Origin of the sequence: Miltoncostaea oceani (assembly GCF_018141545.1) — a bacterium.
GTDB lineage: Bacteria > Actinomycetota > Thermoleophilia > Miltoncostaeales > Miltoncostaeaceae > Miltoncostaea > Miltoncostaea oceani.
The window spans coordinates 3,187,151-3,210,496 of sequence record NZ_CP064356.1 but is presented as its reverse complement, the minus strand read 5'-3'; the positions used below and the strand labels follow the sequence as shown (position 1 = coordinate 3,210,496).

General features: G+C 75.3%; 27 protein-coding genes. 17 read left to right on the top strand and 10 right to left on the bottom strand.

The features are described 5' to 3' along the window. Positions 1–28: 28 nt before the first annotated feature. Positions 29–967, bottom strand: coding sequence for a MerR family transcriptional regulator (locus IU369_RS16350; RefSeq protein WP_217922049.1), 939 nt, complete (start codon positions 965–967; stop codon positions 29–31). A 138-nt stretch (positions 968–1,105) separates the two neighbouring features. Here IU369_RS16350 and IU369_RS16345 point away from each other — a divergent pair, with 138 nt between their 5' ends. From IU369_RS16345 to IU369_RS16325, 5 genes are read left to right on the top strand one after another with little or no spacing between them, the layout of a single operon-like run. Continuing rightward, entirely contained in the window at positions 1,106–1,567 is a 462-nt protein-coding gene (locus tag IU369_RS16345; protein ID WP_217922048.1) for a hypothetical protein, read from the top strand. Between the two features lie 44 nt (positions 1,568–1,611). Further along, a complete protein-coding gene (locus tag IU369_RS16340; RefSeq protein WP_217922047.1) occupies positions 1,612–2,139 on the top strand; it encodes a nitroreductase family protein in 528 nt (175 codons plus the stop codon). Next, positions 2,136–2,858, top strand: coding sequence for an LOG family protein (locus IU369_RS16335; protein WP_246551290.1), 723 nt, complete (start codon positions 2,136–2,138; stop codon positions 2,856–2,858). The genes IU369_RS16340 and IU369_RS16335 overlap by 4 nt, the downstream gene beginning before the upstream one ends. Further along, positions 2,855–3,670 (top strand): hypothetical protein, encoded by an 816-nt coding sequence (locus tag IU369_RS16330; protein WP_217922045.1) that lies wholly within the window; start codon positions 2,855–2,857, stop codon positions 3,668–3,670. The genes IU369_RS16335 and IU369_RS16330 overlap by 4 nt, the downstream gene beginning before the upstream one ends. Continuing rightward, on the top strand, positions 3,667–4,155 hold the full coding sequence (locus IU369_RS16325) for a hypothetical protein (protein ID WP_217922044.1): 489 nt from the start codon (positions 3,667–3,669) through the stop codon (positions 4,153–4,155). Before IU369_RS16330 ends, IU369_RS16325 begins: the two co-directional genes overlap by 4 nt. Here the strand turns inward: IU369_RS16325 and IU369_RS16320 are convergent. After that, complete coding sequence (locus tag IU369_RS16320) at positions 4,136–4,789, bottom strand: MOSC domain-containing protein (protein WP_217922043.1); 654 nt, start codon at positions 4,787–4,789, stop codon at positions 4,136–4,138. The two genes, IU369_RS16325 and IU369_RS16320, sit on opposite strands and share 20 nt — an antisense overlap. 35 nt (positions 4,790–4,824) lie before the next feature. Here IU369_RS16320 and tadA point away from each other — a divergent pair, with 35 nt between their 5' ends. Both tadA and IU369_RS16310 read left to right on the top strand, forming a co-directional pair. Further along, positions 4,825–5,286 (top strand): tRNA adenosine(34) deaminase TadA, encoded by a 462-nt coding sequence (tadA, locus tag IU369_RS16315; RefSeq protein WP_217922042.1) that lies wholly within the window; start codon positions 4,825–4,827, stop codon positions 5,284–5,286. A gap of 91 nt (positions 5,287–5,377) precedes the next feature. Next, positions 5,378–6,550: a GH39 family glycosyl hydrolase gene (locus IU369_RS16310; RefSeq protein WP_217922041.1), complete on the top strand. Its 1,173-nt coding sequence runs from the start codon at positions 5,378–5,380 to the stop codon at positions 6,548–6,550. Between the two features lie 24 nt (positions 6,551–6,574). Here the strand turns inward: IU369_RS16310 and IU369_RS16305 are convergent, their stop codons facing one another. Then, positions 6,575–7,621: a lysylphosphatidylglycerol synthase transmembrane domain-containing protein gene (locus tag IU369_RS16305; protein WP_217922040.1), complete on the bottom strand. Its 1,047-nt coding sequence runs from the start codon at positions 7,619–7,621 to the stop codon at positions 6,575–6,577. A 122-nt stretch (positions 7,622–7,743) separates the two neighbouring features. On the opposite strand from IU369_RS16305, the gene IU369_RS16300 reads away from it, so the two are divergent. Both IU369_RS16300 and IU369_RS16295 read left to right on the top strand, forming a co-directional pair. After that, on the top strand, positions 7,744–8,742 hold the full coding sequence (locus tag IU369_RS16300) for a multicopper oxidase domain-containing protein (RefSeq protein WP_217922039.1): 999 nt from the start codon (positions 7,744–7,746) through the stop codon (positions 8,740–8,742). Further along, positions 8,742–9,956: a ZIP family metal transporter gene (locus IU369_RS16295; RefSeq protein WP_217922038.1), complete on the top strand. Its 1,215-nt coding sequence runs from the start codon at positions 8,742–8,744 to the stop codon at positions 9,954–9,956. The genes IU369_RS16300 and IU369_RS16295 overlap by 1 nt, the downstream gene beginning before the upstream one ends. Here the strand turns inward: IU369_RS16295 and IU369_RS16290 are convergent, their stop codons facing one another. Together IU369_RS16290 and IU369_RS16285 are read right to left on the bottom strand one after the other, a co-directional pair. Beyond that, positions 9,957–11,684 (bottom strand): diguanylate cyclase, encoded by a 1,728-nt coding sequence (locus IU369_RS16290; protein ID WP_217922037.1) that lies wholly within the window; start codon positions 11,682–11,684, stop codon positions 9,957–9,959. It lies immediately after the preceding gene. Positions 11,685–11,769: 85 nt separating this feature from the next. Then, entirely contained in the window at positions 11,770–12,525 is a 756-nt protein-coding gene (locus IU369_RS16285; protein WP_217922036.1) for a hypothetical protein, read from the bottom strand. A gap of 236 nt (positions 12,526–12,761) precedes the next feature. Between IU369_RS16285 and IU369_RS16280 the strand changes: the two genes are divergently transcribed. Next, positions 12,762–13,472 carry a flavodoxin family protein gene (locus IU369_RS16280; protein WP_217922035.1) on the top strand — a complete coding sequence of 237 codons (711 nt, stop codon included), beginning with the start codon at positions 12,762–12,764 and terminating at the stop codon, positions 13,470–13,472. 43 nt (positions 13,473–13,515) lie between these two features. Here the strand turns inward: IU369_RS16280 and IU369_RS16275 are convergent, their stop codons facing one another. Continuing rightward, positions 13,516–13,668, bottom strand: coding sequence for a hypothetical protein (locus tag IU369_RS16275; protein ID WP_217922034.1), 153 nt, complete (start codon positions 13,666–13,668; stop codon positions 13,516–13,518). Positions 13,669–13,704: 36 nt separating this feature from the next. Between IU369_RS16275 and IU369_RS23655 the strand changes: the two genes are divergently transcribed. Continuing rightward, positions 13,705–15,585, top strand: coding sequence for a choice-of-anchor D domain-containing protein (locus tag IU369_RS23655; protein ID WP_281426196.1), 1,881 nt, complete (start codon positions 13,705–13,707; stop codon positions 15,583–15,585). Positions 15,586–15,697: 112 nt separating this feature from the next. Here the strand turns inward: IU369_RS23655 and IU369_RS16265 are convergent, their stop codons facing one another. The 3 genes from IU369_RS16265 to IU369_RS16255 are packed head-to-tail and all read right to left on the bottom strand — an operon-like array spanning position 15,698 to position 17,109. Next, on the bottom strand, positions 15,698–16,174 hold the full coding sequence (locus tag IU369_RS16265; protein ID WP_217922032.1) for an SRPBCC domain-containing protein: 477 nt from the start codon (positions 16,172–16,174) through the stop codon (positions 15,698–15,700). Continuing rightward, on the bottom strand, positions 16,174–16,515 hold the full coding sequence (locus tag IU369_RS16260; protein WP_217922031.1) for an ArsR/SmtB family transcription factor: 342 nt from the start codon (positions 16,513–16,515) through the stop codon (positions 16,174–16,176). Before IU369_RS16260 ends, IU369_RS16265 begins: the two co-directional genes overlap by 1 nt. Positions 16,516–16,563: 48 nt before the next feature. Continuing rightward, the gene (locus tag IU369_RS16255; RefSeq protein WP_217922030.1) at positions 16,564–17,109 is read right to left on the bottom strand and encodes a MarR family winged helix-turn-helix transcriptional regulator; all 546 of its coding nucleotides are present in this window, start codon (positions 17,107–17,109) and stop codon (positions 16,564–16,566) included. Between the two features lie 74 nt (positions 17,110–17,183). Here IU369_RS16255 and IU369_RS16250 point away from each other — a divergent pair, with 74 nt between their 5' ends. Beyond that, entirely contained in the window at positions 17,184–17,600 is a 417-nt protein-coding gene (locus IU369_RS16250; protein WP_217922029.1) for a nuclear transport factor 2 family protein, read from the top strand. A gap of 58 nt (positions 17,601–17,658) precedes the next feature. On the opposite strand, the gene IU369_RS16245 is transcribed toward IU369_RS16250, so the two are convergent. Further along, complete coding sequence (locus IU369_RS16245; protein WP_217922028.1) at positions 17,659–19,245, bottom strand: GMC family oxidoreductase; 1,587 nt, start codon at positions 19,243–19,245, stop codon at positions 17,659–17,661. Between the two features lie 135 nt (positions 19,246–19,380). Between IU369_RS16245 and IU369_RS16240 the strand changes: the two genes are divergently transcribed. From IU369_RS16240 to IU369_RS16225, 5 genes are all read left to right on the top strand, one after another. Beyond that, positions 19,381–20,706: a hypothetical protein gene (locus tag IU369_RS16240; protein ID WP_217922027.1), complete on the top strand. Its 1,326-nt coding sequence runs from the start codon at positions 19,381–19,383 to the stop codon at positions 20,704–20,706. 37 nt (positions 20,707–20,743) lie between these two features. After that, positions 20,744–20,950, top strand: a complete 207-nt coding sequence (locus tag IU369_RS23650) for a DUF7144 family membrane protein (protein WP_425516830.1) — start codon at positions 20,744–20,746, stop codon at positions 20,948–20,950. A gap of 181 nt (positions 20,951–21,131) precedes the next feature. Beyond that, positions 21,132–21,635 carry a DUF1269 domain-containing protein gene (locus tag IU369_RS16235; protein ID WP_217922026.1) on the top strand — a complete coding sequence of 168 codons (504 nt, stop codon included), beginning with the start codon at positions 21,132–21,134 and terminating at the stop codon, positions 21,633–21,635. Between the two features lie 33 nt (positions 21,636–21,668). Next, positions 21,669–21,830, top strand: a complete 162-nt coding sequence (locus tag IU369_RS16230; protein WP_217922025.1) for a hypothetical protein — start codon at positions 21,669–21,671, stop codon at positions 21,828–21,830. Positions 21,831–22,293: 463 nt separating this feature from the next. Then, the gene (locus tag IU369_RS16225; protein WP_217922024.1) at positions 22,294–22,920 is read left to right on the top strand and encodes a hypothetical protein; all 627 of its coding nucleotides are present in this window, start codon (positions 22,294–22,296) and stop codon (positions 22,918–22,920) included. Positions 22,921–23,346: the final 426 nt, after the last annotated feature.

The window sequence follows — 23,346 nt, the reverse complement described above, 5'->3', positions numbered from 1 at the left end:
CTCCCCTCCGCTCGGATGGTGGCGAAGGCTACCCGCTGGGCCGGGTCTCACGCACCTTTCCCCGGGACGTCCACTCGCTCGCCAGCCGCGCCGCGGCGGCCATGGGCGCGTCCTGCAGCAGCGAGGCGCGCGCGGCGTGCGCCGTCTCCACCGAGGCGCCCCGTCCCGCGAGGGCGAGGGGGTGGGCGGCCGACAGCTCGCGCAGCTCGTGCACGACGGCGTCGAGCGGCTCCTCGCGCTCGGCGCAGACGACGACGAGGTCCGGGTCGAGGCGCCCGGCGGTGTCGCGGATCGTCTCGATGGGGCTGTCCGCGCCGAGGTAGGTGACGCGCCAGCCGTGCTCGCGCAGCCCGATGCCGAAGCACAGCAGCCCGAGGTCGTGTCGCTCGCCCGACGGGCATGCGAGCAGCGCGCGCGGGCCGACGCCGACGTCGAACCCGCGGGCGAGGCCGAGCAGCCGGCCGCGCAGGACGGCGCTGGCGAAGTGCTCCTGGCCGATCGAGATCTCGCCCTCTTCCCACCGGCGCCCGAGGCGCTGGAGGTAGGGGAGGACCACGTCGCGGAGGACGGCCTCGACGCTGAACGTCGCGAGCAGCCGGTCGAGCACCGCCTGCGCCTCGACGTCCTGGAACGCCTCGAGCGCGGCGCCGAGCTCGTCGAGGGCGCTGTCCATCGCCCCCTGGCGCTCGGACGAGGGCGGCGGCGTCGGCGCGCGCAGGGCCATGCGGGCCGCGACGGCGGCCGAGAACCCCTGGGCGAGGTGGCGGCGCATGGCGCGCACGCGCTCCTCGTCCTTCGGCGTGTAGAGCCGGAAGCCGCCGGGGGAGCGCTCGGGCTCCAGCAGGCCGTAGCGCCGCTCCCACACCCGGAGCAGGTCCGGACTGACGCCGTGACGGCGGCTGAGCTCCCCGATGCGCAGGAGGCCCGGTGGGGTCGTCGGCGTCGTGTCGGTGGTCAGCGGGGTCACGGCTGGATCAAATCTCGACAACCTGTCCAGGCTATCCCGTCCCGCCCCCGGCGCGGGGGGGATCGGGGACCACCATTGGGAAGAATAAACCTCGACAGACTCTTGACAGCCTGTCTGGATTCTGGTGTCATCCCGGCCATGGCCGCAACCATGGGAGTACCGCCCTCCGACCTGCCGATGAGCCGCGCCGCGGCCATGCAGCGGTTCACGCGAGACCTCTGGACGGCGCTGCGGCCGTCCCTCATGCCGGACCCACGTCGGCCCGGCTGGTCGGAGCGCTACCTGCTCCAGGTCTGCGAGGCCGGCATCTCCCGCCTCGCCGCCGACCCCCGCTCCCAGCCCATGGCGGCGCGGTCGCTCTTCTCCTCGGCCCGGTCGCTCATGCGGGCCCAGGACCAGCTCCGCACCTCCCGCGTGATCGAGGCGCACCTCACCCGCGCACGGGCCTTCTTCGAGCAGGAGCGCGGCTCGTCCGGGCTCGACGGCTCCACCCCCCGCTGCGCCGCCCTCAACCGCAAGGGCAAGCCGTGCGGGCGCGAGCCGATCTGGGGGACGCCGTTCTGCGTCTCCCACACGCAGCGCTCCGAAGCCGCCGCCTGACACCCGGGTCGCGGCCCGCGACCCGTCGTCTAACCTGCCCGGGCATGGACGTGCACCTCGCCGTGGCCAGCAAGCGCGACGCCCGCCGCTACTCGGGCGCCGAGGTCCCGGATACGGTGCGCACCGCGATCCTCGACGCGGGCCGCCTCGCCGGCAGCGCCCGCAACCGGCAGCCCTGCCGGTTCGTGGTGGTCGAGGGCGAGGCGGTCCCCGCCGTCGCGGACGCCGTCTACGCCGCGGGCAACGTCATGTCCGCCGGCTTCGTGGTCGTGCTCGTCGTGAGCCCCGGCGGCGGCCTCGTCGACTTCGACGCGGGGCGCACCGCCCAGAACATGATGCTCGCGGCCTGGGCGGAGGGCGTCACCTCGTGCCCGAACGGCATCGCCGACCGCGACGCGCTCGCCCGCGCCCTCGGCATCGAGGCGCCGGAGCGCGCCGTCATCGTCCTGACGTTCGGGTCCCCCGAGCGACCCCGCGACCCCGCCCGCCGCGACGTGGCCCGGTGGAGCGCCGGCGCCGCCCGCCTCCCGCTCGACGCGCTCGTGCGGCACGTCGGATCGGCGGACCGGTGAGCCTCGAGCGGCGCGGCCGCCTCGGGGCCCGCGGACCGGGGGAGGCCGCCCTCGGGCACGCCGACGCGGGCCTCCTCGGGCGCGGCAGCGACCCCGAGTTCCTGCACAGCGATCCGTGGCGCGTCCTGCGGATCCTCGGCGAGTTCGTCGACGGCTTCGACGCCCTCGCCCGGGTCGGCCCCGCCGTGTCGGTGTTCGGCTCCGCCCGGATCGGCAGCGAGAACCCCCACTACGAGCTCGCGCGCGACGTGGGCCGCCGGCTCGTGGAGCGCGGGTACGCCGTCATCACCGGCGGCGGGCCGGGGATCATGGAGGCCGCCAACCGGGGTGCGTCGGAGGCCGGCGGCATGTCGGTGGGGTGCACCATCGAGCTGCCGCACGAGCAGGCCGTCAACGACTACGTGAACCTGGCGATCGCCTTCCGGTACTTCTTCGTCCGGAAGACCATGTTCGTGAAGTACGCCGAGGCCTACATCGTGTTCCCCGGCGGGTTCGGGACGATGGACGAGCTGTTCGAGGCGCTCACCCTGATCCAGACGGGGAAGGCCCGCAGCTTCCCGGTGGTGCTGTGCGGCGTGTCCCACTGGGCCGGGCTGGTGCGCTGGATCCAGGCGCGCCTGCTCGACGACGGGTTCGTCGGCCGCAGCGACATGGACCTCATCCAGATGTCCGACGACCCCGACGAGATCGTGCGCATGGCCGTCGGGGAGCCGTCGTGACGGCGGCGTCCGCGCCGATCGGCCGCCCCTCGGGGCGCCGGGAGCGCCTGGCGCGGGAGCGCACCGAGGGGATGCTGCGCCGCCAGGCCCAGCTGGAGTCCGAGGTCGCGGAGCAGCTCGAGCCGCTGCTCGGCCCCGCGGGCGGCCCCGTCGGCGAGACGGCCCGCGCGATCTGGCGCCGCCGGCGCGTCGACGCCTACCTCGCGCTGCCCCCGTGGCGCCGCGCGGCCCGCACCTGGACCGCCTGGGGCCGCGTCCACCGCGCGGCGGCGGTGCTGGCGCTCGCGGCCCTCTGGACCGTCGCCTGCCTGCCGCTCCGGATGCTCGGCCTCGCGAGCCTCGAGGCCTCCCAGGTCGGCGTCGCCGTGATCGCGTGCCTCGCGCCCGTCGCGGCGGTCCTCCCCCCGGCGCGCCGGGGGCGCTTCGCCCGCCCGCTCCCCGAGGCCGCGCCCCCCTGGCGCGGCTCGCGGGACGGCCGCACCCTGCGCCACGCCGGCCTCGGCGTCCTCGCCGCCGGCACGATCGTCGTCGGGGTCCTCGCCGTGGTCGGCCCCGGCCCGGCGTCGCCGCCGGAGGGGCGCATCACCGCCGCCGCCCGCCAGGCGGACGTCCGCCTCGTCGACCAGGAGGTCGCGCGCCTCTGCGGGCCCGCGGCCGCCGCGACCGTGAGCCCCGACGGCCTGCACCACTACGCCGTCGCCGTCGACGGGGGCGGCGCCTCGCCCGCCGACGTGGTCCGCACCGGCGGCTTCGACGCCGCCGCCGCGCGCGCCGTCATCCCCGCCGGCGCCGCGATCTGCCCCGCGCCGTGACGGAGCCGGTGCGCCGCGACTGGCACGTGGGGCAGTGGGGCCCGCTCGGGTGGCTCGAGACCGCCCTGAAGGGCGCCGGGATCGTGGTGGGCGTCGCGGCGCTCGTCACGGCCCTCGGGCGGGCGGCCGACGGGGCCGACGGCATCCGGCTCGCGCAGGTGATCCTGCTCGCCGTCCTCTCCGCCGGTCTGCTCGCCGCCGTCGCCGACCGCCTGCTCGAGCGCGAGGTCGTCGGCATGGCGTTCATCCCCCTCATGCTCGCCGGCCACGTCTGCATGACGGTCGCCCTCGCCCGCGACGGCGACCTGGGCGGTCACGTCGTCGCGTTCGGCGCCCTGATGCTCGCCGGCGACCTCGTGAAGCTCGCCTTCCTCGCCACGAGCGACTTCCGGGTGCGCGACCTGCCCCGCGCCGTCCCGATCGCGCTCACCGGCTCCTACGCCGCCGGGTACGCCGCCCTGCTGGTCATGCAGGCCGCCGCCTGAGGGCGATCGCCCGGTTCGCGAACCCCTCCCGCCACGCGAGGGGGAGGGCGGCGACCTCGGCCCCCCGGGCCAGGTCGTCCGCGGAGGCGGAGTCGAGCAGGAGCGCCGCGACCCCGCGGACGGTCATCGACCCCTCCGCCGCGTGCTCCCGGCGCAGCGCGTCGCCGGCCCCGACCGATCCGGTCTCGAGCACCCGCAGGTAGAAGCCGACGCGCCCGCTGCGCAGGAACGGCTTCAGGAACCCGGGGTCGCCCATCCGCATCCCGAGCTTGAAGCACGGCACGCGGGGCTGGCTGACCTCGAACAGCGCCCCGTCGGACCGCAGCACGTCGCCGATCGCGATCTCGTCCTCCGGCAGGCCCTCGACCGTGAGGTTCTCGCCGAAGTGCCCCGGCGCGAGGTCGTCGCGCCCGAGCTCCGCCGCCCAGTGGGCGTAGTGCTCGAGCGGATAGGCGTACACGGCCTTGTCGGGGCCGCCGTGCACCGAGAGGTCGGCCTGCCCGTCCCCGGCGAGGCCCGTCGGCCCGACGGCGACGCGCCCGTCGACCGGCGCCTTCACGATGCCGCTCAGGACGGTGCGGGACCCGGAGGTGAGGTCGGCCGGCAGGCCCGTGCTGACCGCGACGATGCGCACCGCCGCAGGGTACCCCCCACGGGTAGGGTCCCGCCATGACCCGCGTCTTCCCGCGCGACGAGCACTTCATGCGGGTCGCGCTCCGCGAGGCGGCCGAGGCGGCCGACCACGGCGACGTCCCCGTCGGGGCGGTGGTGGTGCGCGACGGCGAGGTGGTCGGCGCCGCGCACAACGAGCGGGAGGCCCGCGGCGACCCCACGGCGCACGCGGAGGTGCTGGCCCTGCGGGCCGCGGCCGTCACGCTCGGCGGGTGGCGCCTGCTCGGGACCGTCCTCTACTGCACCCTCGAGCCGTGCCCCATGTGCGCCGGCGCGATCCAGCAGGCGCGCGTCGCCCGCGTCGTCTTCGGCGCCCCCGACCAGAAGGTCGGGGCGGCCGGCTCGGTGATCAACCCGCTCCAGGACCCCCGGTTGCTGCACCGCGTCGAGATCCAGGGGGGCGTCCTCGCCGCCGAGGCGCTCGGCCTGCTGCGCGCGTTCTTCGACGACAGGCGTTAGAGGTCCGTAAGGCCGCCCCGGCCGGTCGGGGTCCGGGCCCATCGTTGGTACCATCCCCGCCGCCCGTGCCCTGGATGAGGAGACGAGACCGGTGAGACCACAGGCATTCGCGCCCCGGCGTGCCCTGATCGGACTGGCGGCGACCGCCGCGGTCGGCGCCGCCCTGGCCATCCCCGCGACCGGCGTCGCCGGCGTGGCCGCCGTGCAGGACGACGTCCTCACCACCGCTCCGCTGGCGGAGATCCCCGCCCGCGTCGAGGCGGTGAAGCAGACCCGCGCCAAGGTCACCCGCATCGACGTCCTCTGGTCGGCCGTGGCGCCCACGCGCCCCGCCAACCCGACGGACCCGAACGACCCGGCGTACGACTGGACCCGCCTCGACGAGATCTTCACGGGCCTGACCGTCGCCCGGATCACGCCGATCGTGAGCGTCTACAGCACCCCGGACTGGGCGGTCCAGGGCCGCAACACCGGATACAAGACGGCGTACAACCCGAACGCGCCCGTCCCGGCGCTCTACGGGCAGTTCATGCGCGCCCTCGCGACGCGCTACAGCGGCCGTTTCGTGCCGACCGGCGGCGTCGCCCTGCTGCCGCGGGTGCGCCACTTCGAGGTGTGGAACGAGCCGAACCTGAAGGCGTTCTTTCGGTTCAACAGCGGCACCAACGTCGCGAAGTACAAGGGCCTCGTGCGCGCCGCCTACCCGCAGATCAAGAAGGCCAACGCGCGGGCGATCGTCATCGCCGGCGTCGGCGGGCCGCGCAGCTCGAGCGGCGGCGGCAACCTCGGCGCCAAGCCCTGGATGCAGGCCCTCGTCAAGGACAAGTCGCTGAAGTTCGACGCCTACTCGCAGCACATCTACCCGTCGCGCGGGCCGAAGTTCTCGACGAAGTCGTACCTCAAGGCCTTCCCGACGTGGTCGAGCCTGCAGGAGATCTACGACACGCTCGACACGAAGCGCAAGGGCATGAAGCTCTACGTCACCGAGGCGGGCTACACGACGGCGCGGACCAGCTTCCGCCCCGACCTGAAGCCCTCCGGCCTCGCCCAGCAGCGCCTCTTCCTGCGGCAGATCTTCTCGCTGCCGCTCGTGAAGAGCCCCCGCATGGCCGCGGTCGTCTGGTTCAACCTCGAGGACAACCGGGACTGGCCGGCCGGCCTGCTGCGTGCGGGCGGTGCGCCGAAGCCCAGCTACGCGGCGTTCCGGGCCATCGCCGGACGCCCGATCCACCCGGCCCTGCGGGCGGAGCTCTCCACCCGCTAGGGACCCCCGCGCGCCACCCGGGCCTCAGGCCCGGGTGGCGACCGCGACGGCGGGGACCTGCTCGAGGTCGGGCACCGGCTCGCCGGCCGCCCGGCGCCCCCGCGCCAGGGAGGGCCCGAGCCACAGCAGCGCGACGCCGCCGGCGACGAGCGACGTCGTCAGCGCGATGGCCTGCACGGCCATGCTGAACGCGAGGGCGTCCGCGCCGGGGACCCCGTGGGCGAGCGCGAGGGCCGGCAGCAGCACGACCTCGCGGGCGCCGACGCCGCCGGGCGCCCCCGGCACGACGCCGGCGAGGACGATCGCGGCGAACGCGAGGGGGGCCGCCTGGGGGGCGATGCCGAGGGCGCCGAGCAGCACGGCGAGGCAGGCGATCCGCAGCAGCACCGAGAGCAGGGCGAGCAGACCCGCGAGCCGCGCCCCCGCCGGGTCGGAGAGGACGCCGGCGCCCTCGGCCAGCCGCGCGCTGACGCGGCGCATGCGGGCGGGGGCGAGGCGGACGGGCAGGCGACCGCGGCCGAGGCGCCACGCGACGCCCGCCACGGCGAACGCGCCGACACCCGCGAGGGCCGTCCAGCGCAGGCCGGCGGCGGCGCCCGGCAGGGGGGTGGCGAGGGCGATCACCAGCACGACGACCGCGGTGACGACGCCGTCGATCACCTTGGAGCCCGTGAGGGCGCCGGCGATGCGCCACGTGCCGGCGCGGGCGCCGTCGGGGTGGCGCCGCACCGCCGCCACCCGCAGGGCCTCGCCGAGGCCCGCCGGCAGCAGCTCGCACGACGCACGGGCGATCCAGTGCAGGCCGAGGGTCGTCGGCATCGCGATGCGCACGTCACCCGCCCCCTGGCAGACGCCCCACATCAGTCCCGACGCCGTCTGGCTGAGCAGGTAGAGGCCCATCGCGGCGACGAGCAGCTCCGGGCGGGCGTGGGTCAGGGCCGCGGCGGCCCCGCCGACGTCGATCGCCTTGATCCCGCTGACCACGGCGATGCCGACGGCGAGCAGGGCGGCCACGGTCAGGATCGTCCGCGGGCGCGCGGTGCGCACCGACGAGAGGGGCGTCGGGGTCATGGAATCCATATCGGCGGCGGGGCCCGCTCCCTTCGCCCCGGGGCCGTGACCCGCCGGAATCACCCCGGCGCTAGTCGCGTCTCACCATTGCTGTTAGCCGTGGCTAAATGTATAAGCCACCCATGGCTGACAGACGCTTCACCCGCCGCCAGGTCATCGCTGGCGCCGCCCCGGCCCTCGCCGCCCTGCCGATGGCGGGGCTCGTCGCCGCACCCGCGCTCAGCGGCGGCCCGCCGGCCGCGTCCGCCGCGCACCCCTCCCTCGGCCACGCCGCCATGGCCGGCGACGTCGTCCCCGCCCCCGGCGGGCCGGGCGACCTCGACGACCTCCTGACGCCGCCGCCCGCCCTGCCACACCGGCCGGGGCGGGTCCGCCGCTACACGCTCGCGGCGATCGACCGCGACATCGAGGTGGCGGCGGGGGTGACCTTCCCCGCGTGGACCTACAACGGCACGGTGCCGGGGCCGGTGATCCGCGCGACCGAGGACGACATCCTCGAGGTGGAGTTCACGAACGCCGGGTCGCACCCCCACACGATCCACTTCCACGGGATCCACCCGGCGAACATGGACGGGGTGTTCGAGATCGTCGAGCCCGGCGGGTCGTTCACCTACCGGTTCCCGGCGCGCCCGTACGGGATGCAGCTCTACCACTGCCACGCCGCGCCCCTGAAGAAGCACATCCACAAGGGCCTCTACGGCGCGTTCATCATCGACCCGCCCACGCCGCGGCGCCCGGCCCGCGAGATCGTGCTGGTGATGAACGGCTACGACACCGACGGCGACGGCGAGAACAACTTCTACTCGGTCAACGGGCGGGCGTTCTACTACGCGAAGTACCCGATCCGGGTGCGCCGCTCCGAGACGCTGCGGATCTACCTCGCGAACCTCACCGAGTTCGACCTGATCAACTCGTTCCACCTCCACGGCGAGTTCTTCCGCTACTACCGCACCGGCAGCACCGACCAGTTCGAGTACACCGACACCGTCATGCAGTGCCAGGGCGAGCGCGGGATCATCGAGATCGACTGGCACAACGCCGGCCGGTTCATGTTCCACGCCCACCAGTCCGAGTTCACCGACCTCGGCTGGATGGGCTTCTTCGACGTGGCCGACGACTGATGGCCACCGGACCCGCGCCGTCGCCGCGCGCCGGCGGGTGGGGGACGCGCCTGCTCGCGCTGCTGCCCATCCTCCTCCTGATCGGGGTGGCGGCCGGCTACGTCGCGTCGGACAGCACGATCACCGACCTGATCGGCAGCGACCCGCCGCCCGCCGACGAGGTGGAGATCCGCCGCGTCGAGTTCCACCCGGGGGAGATCCGCGTGCTGGTCCGCAACCCCCAGGCCGACGACATCACCGTCGCGGTCGTCACCGTCGACGACGCCGTCGTGCCGTTCACCACGGACGGCCCGGACACGATCGGGCGCCTGCGCTCCACCACGATCGAGATCCCGTACACGTGGGTCGAGGACGACCCCTACACGGTGGGCGTGACCAGCTCGACGGGCATCCAGACGACGTTCGCGGTCCCCGCGGCCGTCGCCACCCCCGGCCTCGACGGGGGCAGCGTCGGCGGGTACGCGCTGCTCGGGTTCCTCGTCGGCGTCGTCCCCGTCGCGCTCGGGATGCTCTGGCTGCCCGCGTTGCGCTCCGCGGGCGACCAGTGGCTCGCCCTGTTCATGGCGGTCACCGCGGGGCTGCTCAGCTTCCTCGCCGTGGACGCCCTCTTCGAGGCCCTCGAGCTGCAGGCGGCCCTGCCCGGCGCGCTCGGCGGCCCCGGGCTGGTGCTGATCGGGGTGGCGGTCAGCTACCTCGGCCTGGCGTGGGTGGCCCAGCGCCTCTCGCGGCGGGGCGCGGGCGGGGCGGTGGGCGTCCCCCTCGCGGGCGTGGGCCTGGCGACGATGGTCGCGATCGGGATCGGCCTCCACAACCTGGGCGAGGGCCTCGCGATCGGGTCGTCGTTCGCGGTCGGCCAGCTCGCCCTCGGCAGCTTCCTCGTGATGGGCTTCATGGTCCACAACGTCACGGAGGGCCTCGGCATCGTCGCCCCCATCGCCGACGGCGCGCGCGTGCGTCGCTCCCGGCTCGCGGCGCTCGCCCTGGTCGCCGGCGCCCCCGCCATCCTCGGCGCCTGGATCGGCGGCTTCCTCGTGAACGACGTCCTGGCGGTCCTCTTCTTCGCGGTCGCGGTCGGCGCCGCCGCCCAGGTCGTGGTGGAGGTCCTGCGCCACCTGCGCCGCCGCGCACCCGGCGGGCTCGGGTCGGGGTGGGTCGTCGGCGGGTTCCTCGCCGGCGTCGTCGTGATGTACCTGACGGGGCTGCTGATCGGCTGATCAGGTGGTGACGAGACCCCCGGGGCCGGTCTCGAGGGCGAGCGGCACCCGCGTCGTGGCGGCGTCGTCGAGCAGGCCGCCGTCGAGGACGGCGAGGAGGACGTCGACGAGCGCGGCGTCGAACTGGGTGCCGCGTCCGGCGACGAGCTCGGCCCGGGCCCGGGCGTCGCCGATCCCGGCGCGGTAGGGCCGGTCGGCGGTCATGGCCTCGTAGGCGTCGGAGATGCCGAGGACCCGCGCCTCGATCGGGATCGCGTCACCGGAGAGCCCGTGGGGGTACCCGCGGCCGTCGGGGCGCTCGTGGTGGTGCAGGATCCAGTCCCGGATGTCCGCGAGCTCCGGGTGGACGAGGAGGTTCGCCCCGATCTCGGGGTGCCGCGCCATCTCCCGCCACTCCGGCGCCGTCAGGGGCCCCGGCTTGTGGAGGACCGCGTCCGACACGCCGACCTTGCCGACGTCGTGCAGGAGCCCGGCGATGCGGACCTCCTCGACGCGGTCGCCGTCCATTCCGATGTGGGCGGCGATCGCGCCGGCGATGGCGCCGACGCGGGCCGAGTGGGCGTGGGTGCGGGGGTCGCGGGCGTCCACCGCGGCCGCGAGGGCGAGCACGGAGCCCACGAAGCCCTCGTGGCCGACCTGGGCGCGCTGGTTCACGTCGCGGACCGTCTGGACGTCGCGCGGGTCGTAGACGACGCTCCGGTCGCGGCCGGCGGACTTCGCCGCGTACATGGCGGTGTCGGCGGCCCGCACGAGGTCGGCGACGCACCGGGCGTGGTCCGGCATGCTCGCGACGCCGAAGCTCGCGGAGAGGCGGTGCCCGCCGGGCATCGGCAGCTCCCCGATGCGTGCGCGGAGGCGCTCGGCCACCAGCCAGGCGCCCCGCGAGCCGGTGTCGGGGAGGATCGCGAGGAACTCCTCGCCCCCGAGCCGGCCGGCGTCGTCGTGGGGGCGCAGGGCCGCCTCGATCGTGCGGGCCACGGCCCGCAGGCAGTCGTCGCCGACGGAGTGGCCGAGGGCGTCGTTGATCTGCTTGAAGTTGTCGAGGTCGAGCACGAGGACCGACAGGGGGCGCTCGCCGTCGGCGGGGATCGCCTCGAGGCGCCGCTCCAGCGCACGCCGGTTCGGGAGGCCGGTCAGCTCGTCGGTCTCGGCGAGGCGCTCCGCCGTCTCGAGGCTGCGGAGGGTCTGCGCGTGGAGCCGTGCGTTCGCCAGCCCGAGCGTCGCGAGGTTCGCGAGGCCGTACGCGATCGACCGGTCCTGCCCGGTGAACGCCCGCGGCTGCCGGTAGCTGCAGAAGAGGGTCCCGAGCAGGGACACCTCCCCGTTCGTGCGGACGGAGGCGTGCTCGAGGCGGACCCCGATGAGCGCGCCGCTGCCGAGGTCGCGCGCGAGGGCGGCGGGCAGGTCGGCGCAGGTCGCGTAGTCCTCGATCGCGAGCATCCGGTCGGCACCGGCGAGCTGGAGCCGCCACAGGGGGAGGGCGTCGGGGCCGCGCCCACAGGCCCATTCCAGGGCGCGCCGCGCGCGGGGCTCGGTCTCGGTGGTGTAGACGGCGGTGACGACCTGCCGCTCGACGTCGTACTCGTAGCAGCTCGCCCGGTCCGCCCCGAGGGCGCGCTTCGCGGCGTCGGCGATGGCGCGGAGGGTGGCCCCGACGTCGAGGGATGCGCCGATGAGCGCCGCGGCCTCGCGGACGATCCTGTCGGGACTCGGGGTGCCGGTGACCATCGGACTCCTCTGGAGCGTGAAGACGCGCTCCGTCCCCACACCCCTCATCGGCGGCCCGCGCGGCCGGGGTGAGGCCGGGGGTCGCTCATGCGGTGTCGGGCGCGGGGGAGTAGACCAGGCCGGCGCGCGTCGCGTCCGTCGCGTGCCCGGCGGGGCCGAACGGCGTCGCCGGCCGCTCGACGGGCCGGCCGCCACGGCAGGGACGCCAGCGTGCCCGCCGGCCGTCCCAGTCCTCGCGCCGGATGCTGACCGGGCCGACCCGTGCCATCGCGACCGAGCCGATGGACGTCGCCCCGCGCCGGAGGGTCGCCCGGAGCACCCCGCGGTTGGCGACGTCGATGCCGGCGAGGACGCTGGTGACGCCCTCCGCCGCGAGGGCGACGGAGCTGTAGGCGCCGAGGTACCCGAGCATCCGCCGGCCCTCGCGGGTCGGGGCGACGCGCAGGTCGTAGGCCCAGGCCTCGTGGCGGGCGAGGGGGAACTGCAGGCCGCGTTCGTCCCAGTGGCCGCGCCGGTACCAGGAGTACCCGACGAGCCGTCCGTCGTCGCCCTCGCAGATCAGTGCGCGGTCGCCGAGCCCGCGGCGGCGGGCGACCTCCTCCGGCGTGAGGTCGAGGCTGCTGAGGACGGCGGTGTCGCCCGGCGCGTCCCAGCGGATGCTCAGGCCCCGGGGGAGGGGGCCGGGGTCGACGGGGCGGCGTTCGATGACCACGAACCACTCGAACTGCACGAGACGTCCCGGCAGGACGCTGCACGCCGTGGCGTAGACCACGCCGCGGTATCCGATGTCGCCCTTCAGCCGGCGCGCGGTGCGCCAGCGGCGGATGACGCTGTCCTTCACATCACTCTCCTGGGTGCGGCGTCTCCCCCCTGCATCGAGATACCAGTGAATTACTTGAGGGGCCACAACCCCCCGAAGGAACGGTCCCCGGCCGCCCCGACCCACCCGAAAGGCCGTTCGCCCCGCGGGTTTCGGGGCAGGCGCGGTGCCGGGGCCGGCGCGTCGGGTGATGTTCCACCCGACCCGTCGATGGGGAGAGACTGGCGGCGCCGCACCCGACCGGAAAGGCACACACGATGACCGAGACCGACCCCTCCGACCTCCGCGCGCTGGTGGTGAACTGCACCCTCACGCCCACGCCGGGTCGGTCCCACACCGACCTGCTGGCGCAGAACGCCGTCGCGATCATGCGGGCGAACGGGGTGACGGTCGACGAGCTGCGGGCGGTCGACCACGTCATCCCGCCGGGCGTCCAGACGGACATGACCGAGCACGGCTTCGACCGCGACGACTGGCCCGCCATCCAGGAGCGGGTGATGGCGGCGGACATCCTGATCATCGCGACGCCGATCTGGCTGGGCGACAAGAGCAGCGTCTGCACCCGCGTCATCGAGCGCCTCTACGGCTACTCGGGTGAGACGAACCCCGCGGGCCAGTGGGCCTACTACGGCAAGGTCGGCGGGGTCGTCGTGACGGGCAACGAGGACGGCATCAAGCACGTCGCGATGAACGTCCTCTACTCGCTGCAGCACCTCGGGTACGTCATCCCCCCGCAGGCCGACTGCGGTTGGATCGGCGAGGTCGGCCCCGGACCGAGCTACGGCGACCCCGGCAGCGGCGGGCCGGAGAACGACTTCACGCGGCGCAACACCACCTTCATGACGTGGAACCTGATGCACGTGGCGTCGATGCTGCGGCGCGCCGGGGGCATCCCGGCCCACGGCAACCAGGTCACCGAATGGGAGGCGGGCCGCCGGTTCGACCACCCGAACCCCGAGTACCGCTGAGGCCGCCGCGCCCCGGGGGCCCCGGGGCGCGGCGGCGGGTCCCCTACCGCGGTGCCGCCATCGGCGCGCCCGTCTCGAGGAGCGTCTCCAGGCCGCCCGGGATCGCCACCCGGCCGGCCTCCAGGTGCGCCGCGCCGGCGACGACCCCGCCGTCGCCGGGCGGGCGCTGGGAGCCCGCGGAGTCACGGCGCCGCACCGCTCGGCATCGCCCCCGCGCTGCCGATGTGGGGACATGCCGACTCCCGCGCGCGCCCTCCCGTGGTCATCCGCCGTCATCGCCGGGCTGGTCTGCCTCGCCGTGTACGGGGGGACGGCGGCGACCGCCGAGGCCGCCTGCGCCCAGGGCGCCGGCACGGTCGCGACGACCTACTCCACGGCGGGTGCACACACCTTCGTGGTCCCGGCCCACGTCACGAGCGTCTGCATCGACGTGCAGGGCGCCCCCGGCGGGGCGGGCCCCGCCGGCGGGTCCGGCGGCGCCGGCGGCTTCGCGCAGGGCACGTTCGGCGTCACCCCCGGCGCGACCCTGACCGCCGTCGTCGGCGGCCCCGGCGGGTCGTCCGGCGGCGCGAACGGCGGGGGCGGACGGGGAGACGCGAACGCCGGCGGGGGTGGCGGCGCCAGCGACGTGCGCACGTCGTCGGGTCTCGCGTCGCGGGTGATCGTCGCGGGCGGGGGCGGCGGTGCGGGACAGAGCGCGATCAACGGCGGGGCGGGCGGCAACCAGGCCGGCGGCGGCGGGTCCGGTGGGGGCACGGGGACGGGGCAGGCGGGGTCGGCGGGCGGCTCCGCGGGCGGCGGCCGCGGCGGCAACGGCAGCCTGTCCGTCAACTTCGGCGGAGGAGGGGGAGGCGGCGGGACCGGCGGTGGCGGCGCGGGCGGCGGCGGCGCGAACGGCGTCGGCGGCGCCGGCGGCGGACCGGGGAACCCGGGCTCCGCGTCGGGCTGCGGCGGCGGCGGCACCCTCGGCACCGGTGGCACCAGCACCTGCCCCCGCGGGGGCGGCGGTGGCGGCGGCCACCACGGCGGCGGCGCCGGCGGTCTGCGCGGCGGGGGCGGGGGAGGATCGAGCTACGTGGACCCGTCCGCCACCGGCGCGGCGACCAGCGGCGGCGCCGGCGCGGCGTACGTCACGTTCGTCCACGCCGCCCCGCCCACCCCCGTGTTCGGCGTGACGCCCGCCGCGTGGGACGCGGGCACCGTCGTGGCGGGTGCCCGGACCTCGGTGGACGTGACGGTGTCGAACACCGGGACGGCCGACCTCGCGCTGCCCGCGACCACGATCGCCGGCGCCGACGCCTTCACGGTGGCCGACGCCACGACCTGCGCACGCGGCGCCGGCGCCACCCTCGCGCCGGGCGCCACCTGCCGGGTCGTCGTGGACTTCGCCCCGCGCACCGCCGGCGCGCACGCCGCGACGCTGACGTTCCCGGGCGCCGCCGCCGGCCCCGTCGACGTCGCGATGACGGGGTGGGCATCGGAGGCCCCGACGCCCGTCGTCCCCCCGGTCCCCCCTGCACCGGCCGATCCCGTCCCGTCGCCGCCCCCGCCCGCCGAGCCGGTGGCGGGCCGCTCGGTCACGGCGCCGCGGGTGAGCGGACCGGCGTGGCTCGTGGCCGGCGGCGTGAGGGTCCCCCTCCCCGTCGGCGACGCGCTTGCGCTGCCGGCGCACATCGACGCCGCCGCCGGCGCCGTCACGTTCCGCGTGGCGTCGCCGGGCGCGGCCCCCCGCCGCGTGCGGGTGGGCCGCGGGCGGTTCGTCATCGCCCAGTCGGCCGTCGTCGTCGCGGGCGGCACGGCGGCGTCGTCCCGCCTGCGCCTCCACCTGTCGGGGCGTCAGCTCGACCGGTGCCTGCGCCCCGCGCCGGACCGGTCGTCGCCGCACCCCGCGCGCCGCGCCCTGACGGTCACCGGCGCCGACGTGAGCGTGCGCGGCCGGTGGTCCGTCGCCACCGCCCCCGCGGGCCCCGACGTCCGCTGGCGCACCGTCGACCGGTGCGGCGGCACCTTCACCCGGGTTCTCGCGGGAACGGTGCGCGTGCGCGACCACGTCACCGGCCGCACCGTCGTGGTGGGCGCCGGCCGGACGCACCGGGCCCCCGCCTCACGCTGAGGCAGGCCCCACGGGTCGGTGACGCGCGCGTCGTCGGCGACGCGGGCGGGCGCCTGCGGGACGGCGTCCCGCGCCCACCATGTCGAGGGTGGTGAACCGGTGACGGTGACCCTCACGGCCCGGCCTCCGCCTCGGCGAGGTCGGCGAGCGCCGCGGTGACGGAGCCCCACCCGTCGAGGAAGCCGAGCTCCTCGTGGCGCGCCCGGTCGGCCGCGTCGCCGTGGCGGACCCGCACGCGGTAGTCGGTCCCGTCGGGGTGGTCGGCGAACGTGACCTCGGCGGTCATCGCGACCGGTTCGGGCCGCGCGGGGCGCCAGGTGCTGTCGAGCGCGTTGGTGAAGACGATGCGGGTGCCGGCGTCGACGGCGAGGAACACGCCGTCGATGTGCGGGACGAACCCGGCGCCGTCCTCGCTCATCCGCGTCACGAACGCGCCCCCCGGCACCAGCTCGAGGCGGTCGATGCGGGCGACCGCGGGCGCCGGGAGCCACCACCGCGCCAGCCGGTCCGGGTCGGTCCAGGCCCGCCACACGGTCTCGCGGGGCGCCCGGATGACGCGCTGCAGGGTCAGGTCGAGCTCGTGGGTCATCACTGCTCCTCGATCTCGTCGGCGACGAACCTCTCGAGCCGGTCGGTGCGGCCCTCCCAGATGCGGCGCTGCTCGTCGAGCCACCCCGCGACGAGCGCCAGCCGGCCGCGGTCGAGCTCGCAGGTGCGGACCCGGCCCGTCTTGCGCGTGCGGATCACCCCGCTCGTTTCGAGGGTGCGGACGTGCTTCATGAACGACGGCAGCGTCATGGGGAACGCGCCCGCCAGCTCGCTCACGCTCGCCGGGCCGGCGCCGAGGCGCTGCACCACGGCCCGGCGCGTGGGGTCGGCGAGCGCCCCGAACACCCCGTCCACCTCCGCCACCGCCGCATACTTAGCCATGCGGCTAACTTTACCGCGGCGTGGTCCGGGTGGCAACCGTCGCGACGCTCAGGACGGCGCGGCGCGGCCCGCGATCGAGGCCGCCAGCGCGGCGAGCAGGCGGGACAGCTGCGCCTCATCGGCCGGCGAGAGGCCCGCGAGGAGGCGGCGCTCGTTGGCGGAGTGGGTGTGCACGGCCGCGTCCACCACGCGCCGCCCGCGCGCCGTGAGGCCGACGATCACCCCGCGCCCGTCCTCGGGGTCCGGGTGCCGCGCGACCAGGCCGGCGCGCGCGAGGCGGTCGATGCGGTTCGTCGTGGCGGCGGGGGACAGGAGCATCGACGCGGCGAGGGCGCCGGCGGGGAGGCGGTGGGGGGCGCCCGCGCGGCGGAGCGTGGCGAGGGCGTCGAACTCGGCCCGGGACAGCCCGTGGGGCGCCAGCCCCTCCTCGATGGCCCGCGCGGCGGCGGCCTGCGCCCGCGTCAGGCGCCCGAACAACGCCATGGCGGCCGTGTCGACGCCCGGCATCTCGCGTTCCCACTGCTCGACCATCCGCCGGACCGGAAGGTCGGGGTCGTCCTCATCCGCCATCACCCGTCCCCGATGTTTTGACATGGAAATACTACCGTAGTAGCATCTCGTTCGACATCGAAATACTTTCTCCCGAAGGAGGAGAGGTGACCGCCACCATGAGCCCGACCACGTCCACCGCCGATGCGAACGCACGGATGGTGCGCGCCTTCTACGACGCCCTCACCGCCGGCGACATCGACGCCGCCGCCGCCCACCTCGCCGACGACGCCGTGCTGCACGTGCCGGGGCGCAGCCCGAACACCGGCGACTACGAGGGCGCCGCCGCCGTCCTCGGCTTCATCGGCCACGCCTTCGAGGTCACCGGCGGGACGCTGCAGCTGCACCTGGAGCGCGTCCTCGCCGACGACGAGGTCGTCGTCGCCCTCGCGACGTACACGGCGTCGCGTCCCGACGGCCGGCCCGACCTCGTGAACAACGTGGCGCACATCGCCCGGGTCAGCGGCGGCCGCATCGGCGAGTCGTGGCTGCACAGCCGCGACCAGTACGCCGTCGACGCCTTCTGGGGCGATTGAGGGACCGGGCCGCGGCCGCCCCGCGCCGGCATCCGCGCGCGGGGCGGCCGCGTCGCCGTCAGGCGTCGGCCGCGATCATGGCGGCGGCGCGCTCCGCGATCATCAGCACCGGGGCGTGGATGTTGCCGGACGTGATCGACGGCATCACGGACGCGTCGGCGACCCACAGGCCGTCGATGCCGCGCACGCGCAGGCGGGGGTCGACGACGGCGTCGTCGCCGGTGCCCATGCGGCAGGTCCCGCACGGGTGGTACAGCGTCTGACCCGTCGCGCGGGCCCACCGCAGCAGCGCGTCGTCGTCCCCGGCGAGCGGGCCGGGGTTCATCTCCCGCGCGATGAACGGGGCGAGCGCGGGACGGGCGACGAGGCTCCGCGCCCGCCGCATCCCGGCGACGAGGCGCGCGCGGTCCTCGGGGTCGCTGAGGAAGCGGGGCCGGATCGCCGGCGCCCGGAGGGGGTCGGGGGAGGCGCTGTGGATCGACCCGGTGGAGCGCGGCCGCTGCTGGATGATCCCGATCGTCATGCCGGGCTCCCGGTCCAGCACCCGCCGGGAGGCGTCCTCGTAGCTGGCGTGCATGAACAGGAACTGGGTGTCGGGTCGCCCGTCCGCGGGGTCGGTGGCGACGAACCCGTGGCAGAGGGCCGGGCCGAGGGTGAGGATGCCGGTGCGTCGCACCAGGTACTGCGCCCCCGCGGCCGCCAGGCGCCATCCGCGGGTCGACTCGTTGAGGCTGCGGATGCCGCGCAGCCTCCAGTTCATGCGGACGGCGTAGTGGTCGGCGTAGTGCTCGCCGACCCCGGCGAGCGCGTGGCGGACGGGCACGCCGATCGCCTCGAGCACCTCGGGCCGCCCGACGCCGGAGAGCTCCAGCAGCTGCGGCGTGCGGATCGCGCCGGCGGCGAGGATCACGCCGCGCCGGGCCCGGATCCGGCGGGTCGTCCGGCCGCGGGCGAGCGTCGCGCCGGTGCACCGCCCGCCGTCGAACGTGAGGCCGAGGGCGAGGGTGCCGGTCATCACGCGGAGCGCCGGCCGCGACCGGGCGGGGGCGAGGTACGCGTCGTACGGGCTCCACCGCCGGCCGCGGTGCTGGTTCAGCTGGTAGTAGCCGAACCCGGCCTGCTCGACGTTGTAGTCGTCGACGAGGCGCCCGCCGTCCTCCACCGCCGCCCGCAGGAAGGCGTCGGCGATGGGGAACCGCTCCCGGATGCGGGTGACGTGCAGGGGCCCGCCGCGCCCCCGTCCCCGGCCGGCCTGCGCGTCGTCCTCGATGCGACGGAACCACGGCTCGACGTCGGCGTACGCCCAGCCGTCCGCCCCCGCGGCGGCCCAGCCGTCGTAGTCGGCGGCCTGGCCCCGCACGTACACCATGCCGTTGATGAGGCCCGACCCCCCCAGCCCGCGGCCGCCGGGTATCGGGATGACCCGGCCGTCGGTGCCGGGGTCGGGGGTGGACGCGTACCCCCAGTTGTGGCGCCGGCTGCGCAGGAGGTGCCCGAACCCCGCGGGGACGCGGATGAACGGGCTGCGCGGCGTGCCCCCCGCCTCGACGAGGGCCACGCGGTGCCGGCCGGACTCCGTCAGGCGGGCGGCGAGGACGCATCCGGCGGTGCCTCCCCCGAGGATCAGGTAGTCGACCTCGTCCACCGGCGCTCCCCCCGTCGTCGCGGCCCGCGACGGAATATGCACCGCGCCGGGGCCGGCGCACCCCACGTTTTCCCGCAACCGGGATGCGGGTCGGCCCGATGCCGCGGCCCGGAGGCCGCTCCTAGGGTCGCGGCCATGACGACCCGTCGCTCGACCGTCCCGGGCCTGGACGACGCCCTCGCGTACCCGTTCTTCCAGGCGATCTTCGACCGCAAGAGCCGCCGCGTCGGACTCGGGATGGCGGTCGCGTCGGAGGTCTTCGACTACGCGAGCCCGTACGAGGCGGTGCCGTTGTCCGAGGTCGAGGAGGCCCTGCTGTGCGTCGCGGGGACCGGCCTGACCGGCCTGAACCTCGGTGACCTCGACCCGGCACGCGGTATGAGCACGCTCGTCCAGTGGACGACCCGCACGTGGCCGAGCTCCTGCTCGAACCACGGCACCGAGCTGTTCTTCACCAACGACGACGGCACCTACATGCTCGACATGTTCCGGATGCTGCCGGACGAGGGCGAGCTCGCGACCCTCTCGGGCCGGTCGCGGGACGATCAGGCCGACCGGCTCCTCGGGATGTACCGGCGGACGAAGGTCGAGCTGCGGCCCGGCCGGGCGCCGCTGCCGCGGACGCTCCCGGGCCTCTTCGAGTTCAACCAGTGGAACGCCAACCAGCCCGGCACCACCCTCTTCATCCCGGTCACGAACACGACCCTCGAGTACATCAACCTCCTGTTCATCTACCTGTCGCGCAGCTACGGCTTCTCGATCGTCGACGAGCGGGCGGGCGGGCGCTCGGCGGGCCTGCAGCACGCGCTGGACTCGGGGCGCCTCGATCCCGCGCGGCGGATGGGGATCGCCGAGCTGGAGCAGCGGGTCCTCTCGATGCTGGTCGTGGAGCAGGCGTTCATCTGCCAGAACATCAACCTCGCCCTCCAGGCGCTCGGCCTCGGCGGCTGGACGTTCACCGGCTACCTCGCGCGGCACGTGATGGGCGGCGGCGACGTGGAGGGCCTCGGGTTCCGCTTCGCGGAGGCCGCCGACGGCACCACCCACCCCGTCGGCCGCGACGGCCACTTCGAGGCGTTCTGCCCGCCGTACCACGCGACGATGGGCGACGCCGTCGACGCGTTCATGCAGGTGAAGTGGGCGGCGTTCGAGCAGGACGTCCCGAAGCCCTACCTCGAGCCGGACGCGGTGGTCTCGGCGGTGCCGCGTCCCCACCCGGACACGGTGGAGCTGGTGAAGGCGTACTGCGAGTACGTGCACGGCACCTACGGGCGCTTCCCACTCGGGATCGACCCGATGTACCAGCGCCTCACGGTCCAGGCCCAGCACGCCGACCCGGACTTCTACGCCCGCTTCTACCCGCCGGGCGCCCTCACCGGCCAGCACCTCGACCACTTCGCGAGGTGGCACCCGGACGAGGCGGGTCCCGGCGGCTCGCCCCCCCGGCGCGCCCCGATCTGAGGGGCGTCGCCGGGCCTGATCATCTGGGGCGGCCGTCCTGGTCCTGGCCGCCTTCGCGCTGTTCAGCGGCAAGGAGTGGGGGCGGTGGTTCGCGATCGTGGTCGTGGTGGTGAACGGCATCGTCCAGATCGCGTGGTTCCCCGCCTACCCGCTCTGGAGCCTGGTGGCCATCGGGCTGGAGATCGCCGTCCTCTACGCCCTCACCGCGGGCTGGAAGGACGCGAAGAGCGAGCTGCGGGCATGACGTCCGCGCCGGAGTCGGAGCGATCCCCGTCGCGGGCCATGCGGCCCACGTACCGGCGGGGACCGTTTCGTTCCGACGGGACGATGCGCCGCCCGGCGAGGCGGACGACGCTCGCCGACGACCCGGCGGGGCGCCCGCGCACGGTGCGCGCGCCCGCGCCCAACGAGGATGGGAGCACGCGATGAACGTCGTCATGATCGGATTCCCCACGCGCGAGGCCGGTCTCTCCGCGATGGACCGCATCGACTGGGCCGTGGACGAGGGCCGGATCACCGTGAGCGACGTCGCGATGGCGTATCGCGACGACAAGGGCAAGGTGAAGATCCAGCAGACGGCCGATGCCACGGCCGGGACGGGTGCCGTCACGGGCGGCGCCCTCGGACTGCTGGTGGGCATCTTCGCGGCGCCGCTGGTCGGGGCGACCGTGGTGGGCGCCGGGATCGGCGCCCTCGTCGGCAAGGCCCGTGACAAGGGTGTCTCCGACAAGCTGATGAAGCAGGCCGGCGAGCTGATCGAGGGCTCCGAGGCGGCCGTGTTCGTGCTGACGGACGACATGTCGGCCGCCGCGATCAGCGCGGTCGTCGAGCAGGAGATGGCCGCCGGCACCGAGGTCAGCTACGCGGTCCTCCCCGCCGAGGCGCAGGACTTCCTGCGGGAGAGCATCAAGCTCGGCACCGCCGCCTAGCCGCCCGCCACCTCCGAACGAAGGGATCCGACCGTGGAGCTCCTCTCCTTCCTGTTCCTCGCCGTCCTCTGGCTCATCCTGTTCTGGCTGCTGGGCGTCCCGACGCTTGCGAAGCGGCGCTACGTCCTCTTCGTGCTCGGGATCCCCATCCCGCTCTTCTGGGCGTTCGGCGCGCTGCTGCCCGGGCGGTACTGAGCACGGTCGATCCGCTCACCGTCGGGGCCGGCCGCCGCGGGAGCGCCGAGCGCGGGAGCCGTGGCGGTGACCTGCGGGACGACGCCGGCCGCCGCCACGGGAGATGAGCGGAGGGGGGGGGATTTGAACCCCCGTCGGAGCCTAAACCCCGAAACGGTTTTCGAGACGAGCGAAGCTGTGCTCGAACGCCCTGCTCAGCGCGATTTTCGACGCCGCGCGGGGAGCTCGGTGGGAGAGTCCGACGCTTCTGGACGCTGCCGGTGCGGGCCCGGCCCCCACCGTGGGGCGCAGTCGTGGTCCGCCGATCCACGGCGTCCATCGCGTGGATCCGGTCCAGAAACGACGCGACCCGGGGTGCCTGCCCCGGGTCGGTTCCAATGGACGAGCGAACTGTGCAGCCAGAGTACTCTGACCCCCGACCGCCCTCCAGCGGCTCGGTCGGCTCCCACGACAACCCGCGCCCGTGACCGACGCCGGCTACGCGGCCGAGGTCGAGATCCTCGCCAACGAGCGCTTCGCCGCCGTCGGCGGCGCACTTCTCGCTGCCCTCGCCGAGTCCGGCCTCAGCGCCCGCCGGGCCGCGAACGTGCTGAACTGGTTCGTCGTCGCCCAGCTCGCCCTTGGCCCCTGGCGCTCGCGCGGCGAGGTTCGCCCCGCAGCGCTAGCCGAGCGCATGGGCGTCTCCCGGTGGACGGAGTGGCGCGCGCGACGCGATGCCACGGCCGCCGGCGTCATCCGCGACTGGTCCCTCCCCGATCCCGAGGCACGCGGCTACGGCCGCGGCGCTGTGCGGGTCGTCGAGCTCGCCTTCGTTCGCACCCGTGCCGTCACGCAGAAGGTCGCGGCCATGAAGGAGGAGCGCGCCAGTAGGGCGGCGCGCCGTCGGCTAGCTCGCCAGCAGGCACGTCAGCACGCCGCAACGAGGTCGGCGAGCCGCCCCGCCGATCCTGACGACACGCACACTCTCCCGGTCCGCCCGGTCGACCTCACGTCCCCTGTCGCCGGGCGTCTCTGGGAACTCTTGGAGCGGGTTCAACCGATCCCCAGCGACGCGACCGGTTCGTCACCGTCGCGTCCTCCGCCGGCGTAGCGGCGCCCCTCAGCCACTAAAGAACGCCAGAGTCCCCCGGGGCGGCCCTCGGCTGCCGCAGGCGGCTTCATCGCGCCGGGCAGACTTTGGCCGAGAGCGAAGTCGAGGGCCTAACTGCGGCGCCGACAGGATGGTGCGGTCCTGCATGCCCCAACGCCATACGGCCTGCTGCAACAGTCGCTTTCCGACCGCGTTCACCGGTGCGCCGGACCAGGGGTGATCCAGCCATAAGGCCGGGGGCATGCCGGATGTCAACCTCCTAGAGGCTCCTTGGGAGCCCATGAAAAGAGCATTGGTCGCCTAGCCTGTAGGCCTGGCCAGCCAAGAACGTGGCACCACGGTGCAACTGTGCCCTGCTCTCGCTCCTCCCGTCTCGGCCGCTCGAGCCTCAGGTGGGAGGTGCGGTATGGCAATATCGCGACCCCG

Coding starts and splice junctions, on each gene's coding strand:
- IU369_RS16250 (WP_217922029.1), top strand. CDS start 17,184: ATGAGCCCGACCACGTCCACCGCCGATGCGAACGCACGGATGGTGCGC.
- IU369_RS16300 (WP_217922039.1), top strand. CDS start 7,744: ATGGCTGACAGACGCTTCACCCGCCGCCAGGTCATCGCTGGCGCCGCC.
- tadA (WP_217922042.1), top strand. CDS start 4,825: ATGACCCGCGTCTTCCCGCGCGACGAGCACTTCATGCGGGTCGCGCTC.
- IU369_RS16340 (WP_217922047.1), top strand. CDS start 1,612: ATGGACGTGCACCTCGCCGTGGCCAGCAAGCGCGACGCCCGCCGCTAC.
- IU369_RS16280 (WP_217922035.1), top strand. CDS start 12,762: ATGACCGAGACCGACCCCTCCGACCTCCGCGCGCTGGTGGTGAACTGC.
- IU369_RS16260 (WP_217922031.1), bottom strand. CDS start 16,515: ATGGCTAAGTATGCGGCGGTGGCGGAGGTGGACGGGGTGTTCGGGGCG.
- IU369_RS16240 (WP_217922027.1), top strand. CDS start 19,381: ATGACGACCCGTCGCTCGACCGTCCCGGGCCTGGACGACGCCCTCGCG.
- IU369_RS16305 (WP_217922040.1), bottom strand. CDS start 7,621: ATGACCCCGACGCCCCTCTCGTCGGTGCGCACCGCGCGCCCGCGGACG.
- IU369_RS16235 (WP_217922026.1), top strand. CDS start 21,132: ATGAACGTCGTCATGATCGGATTCCCCACGCGCGAGGCCGGTCTCTCC.
- IU369_RS23655 (WP_281426196.1), top strand. CDS start 13,705: ATGCCGACTCCCGCGCGCGCCCTCCCGTGGTCATCCGCCGTCATCGCC.
- IU369_RS16290 (WP_217922037.1), bottom strand. CDS start 11,684: ATGGTCACCGGCACCCCGAGTCCCGACAGGATCGTCCGCGAGGCCGCG.
- IU369_RS16345 (WP_217922048.1), top strand. CDS start 1,106: ATGGCCGCAACCATGGGAGTACCGCCCTCCGACCTGCCGATGAGCCGC.
- IU369_RS16255 (WP_217922030.1), bottom strand. CDS start 17,109: ATGTCAAAACATCGGGGACGGGTGATGGCGGATGAGGACGACCCCGAC.
- IU369_RS16265 (WP_217922032.1), bottom strand. CDS start 16,174: ATGACCCACGAGCTCGACCTGACCCTGCAGCGCGTCATCCGGGCGCCC.
- IU369_RS16295 (WP_217922038.1), top strand. CDS start 8,742: ATGGCCACCGGACCCGCGCCGTCGCCGCGCGCCGGCGGGTGGGGGACG.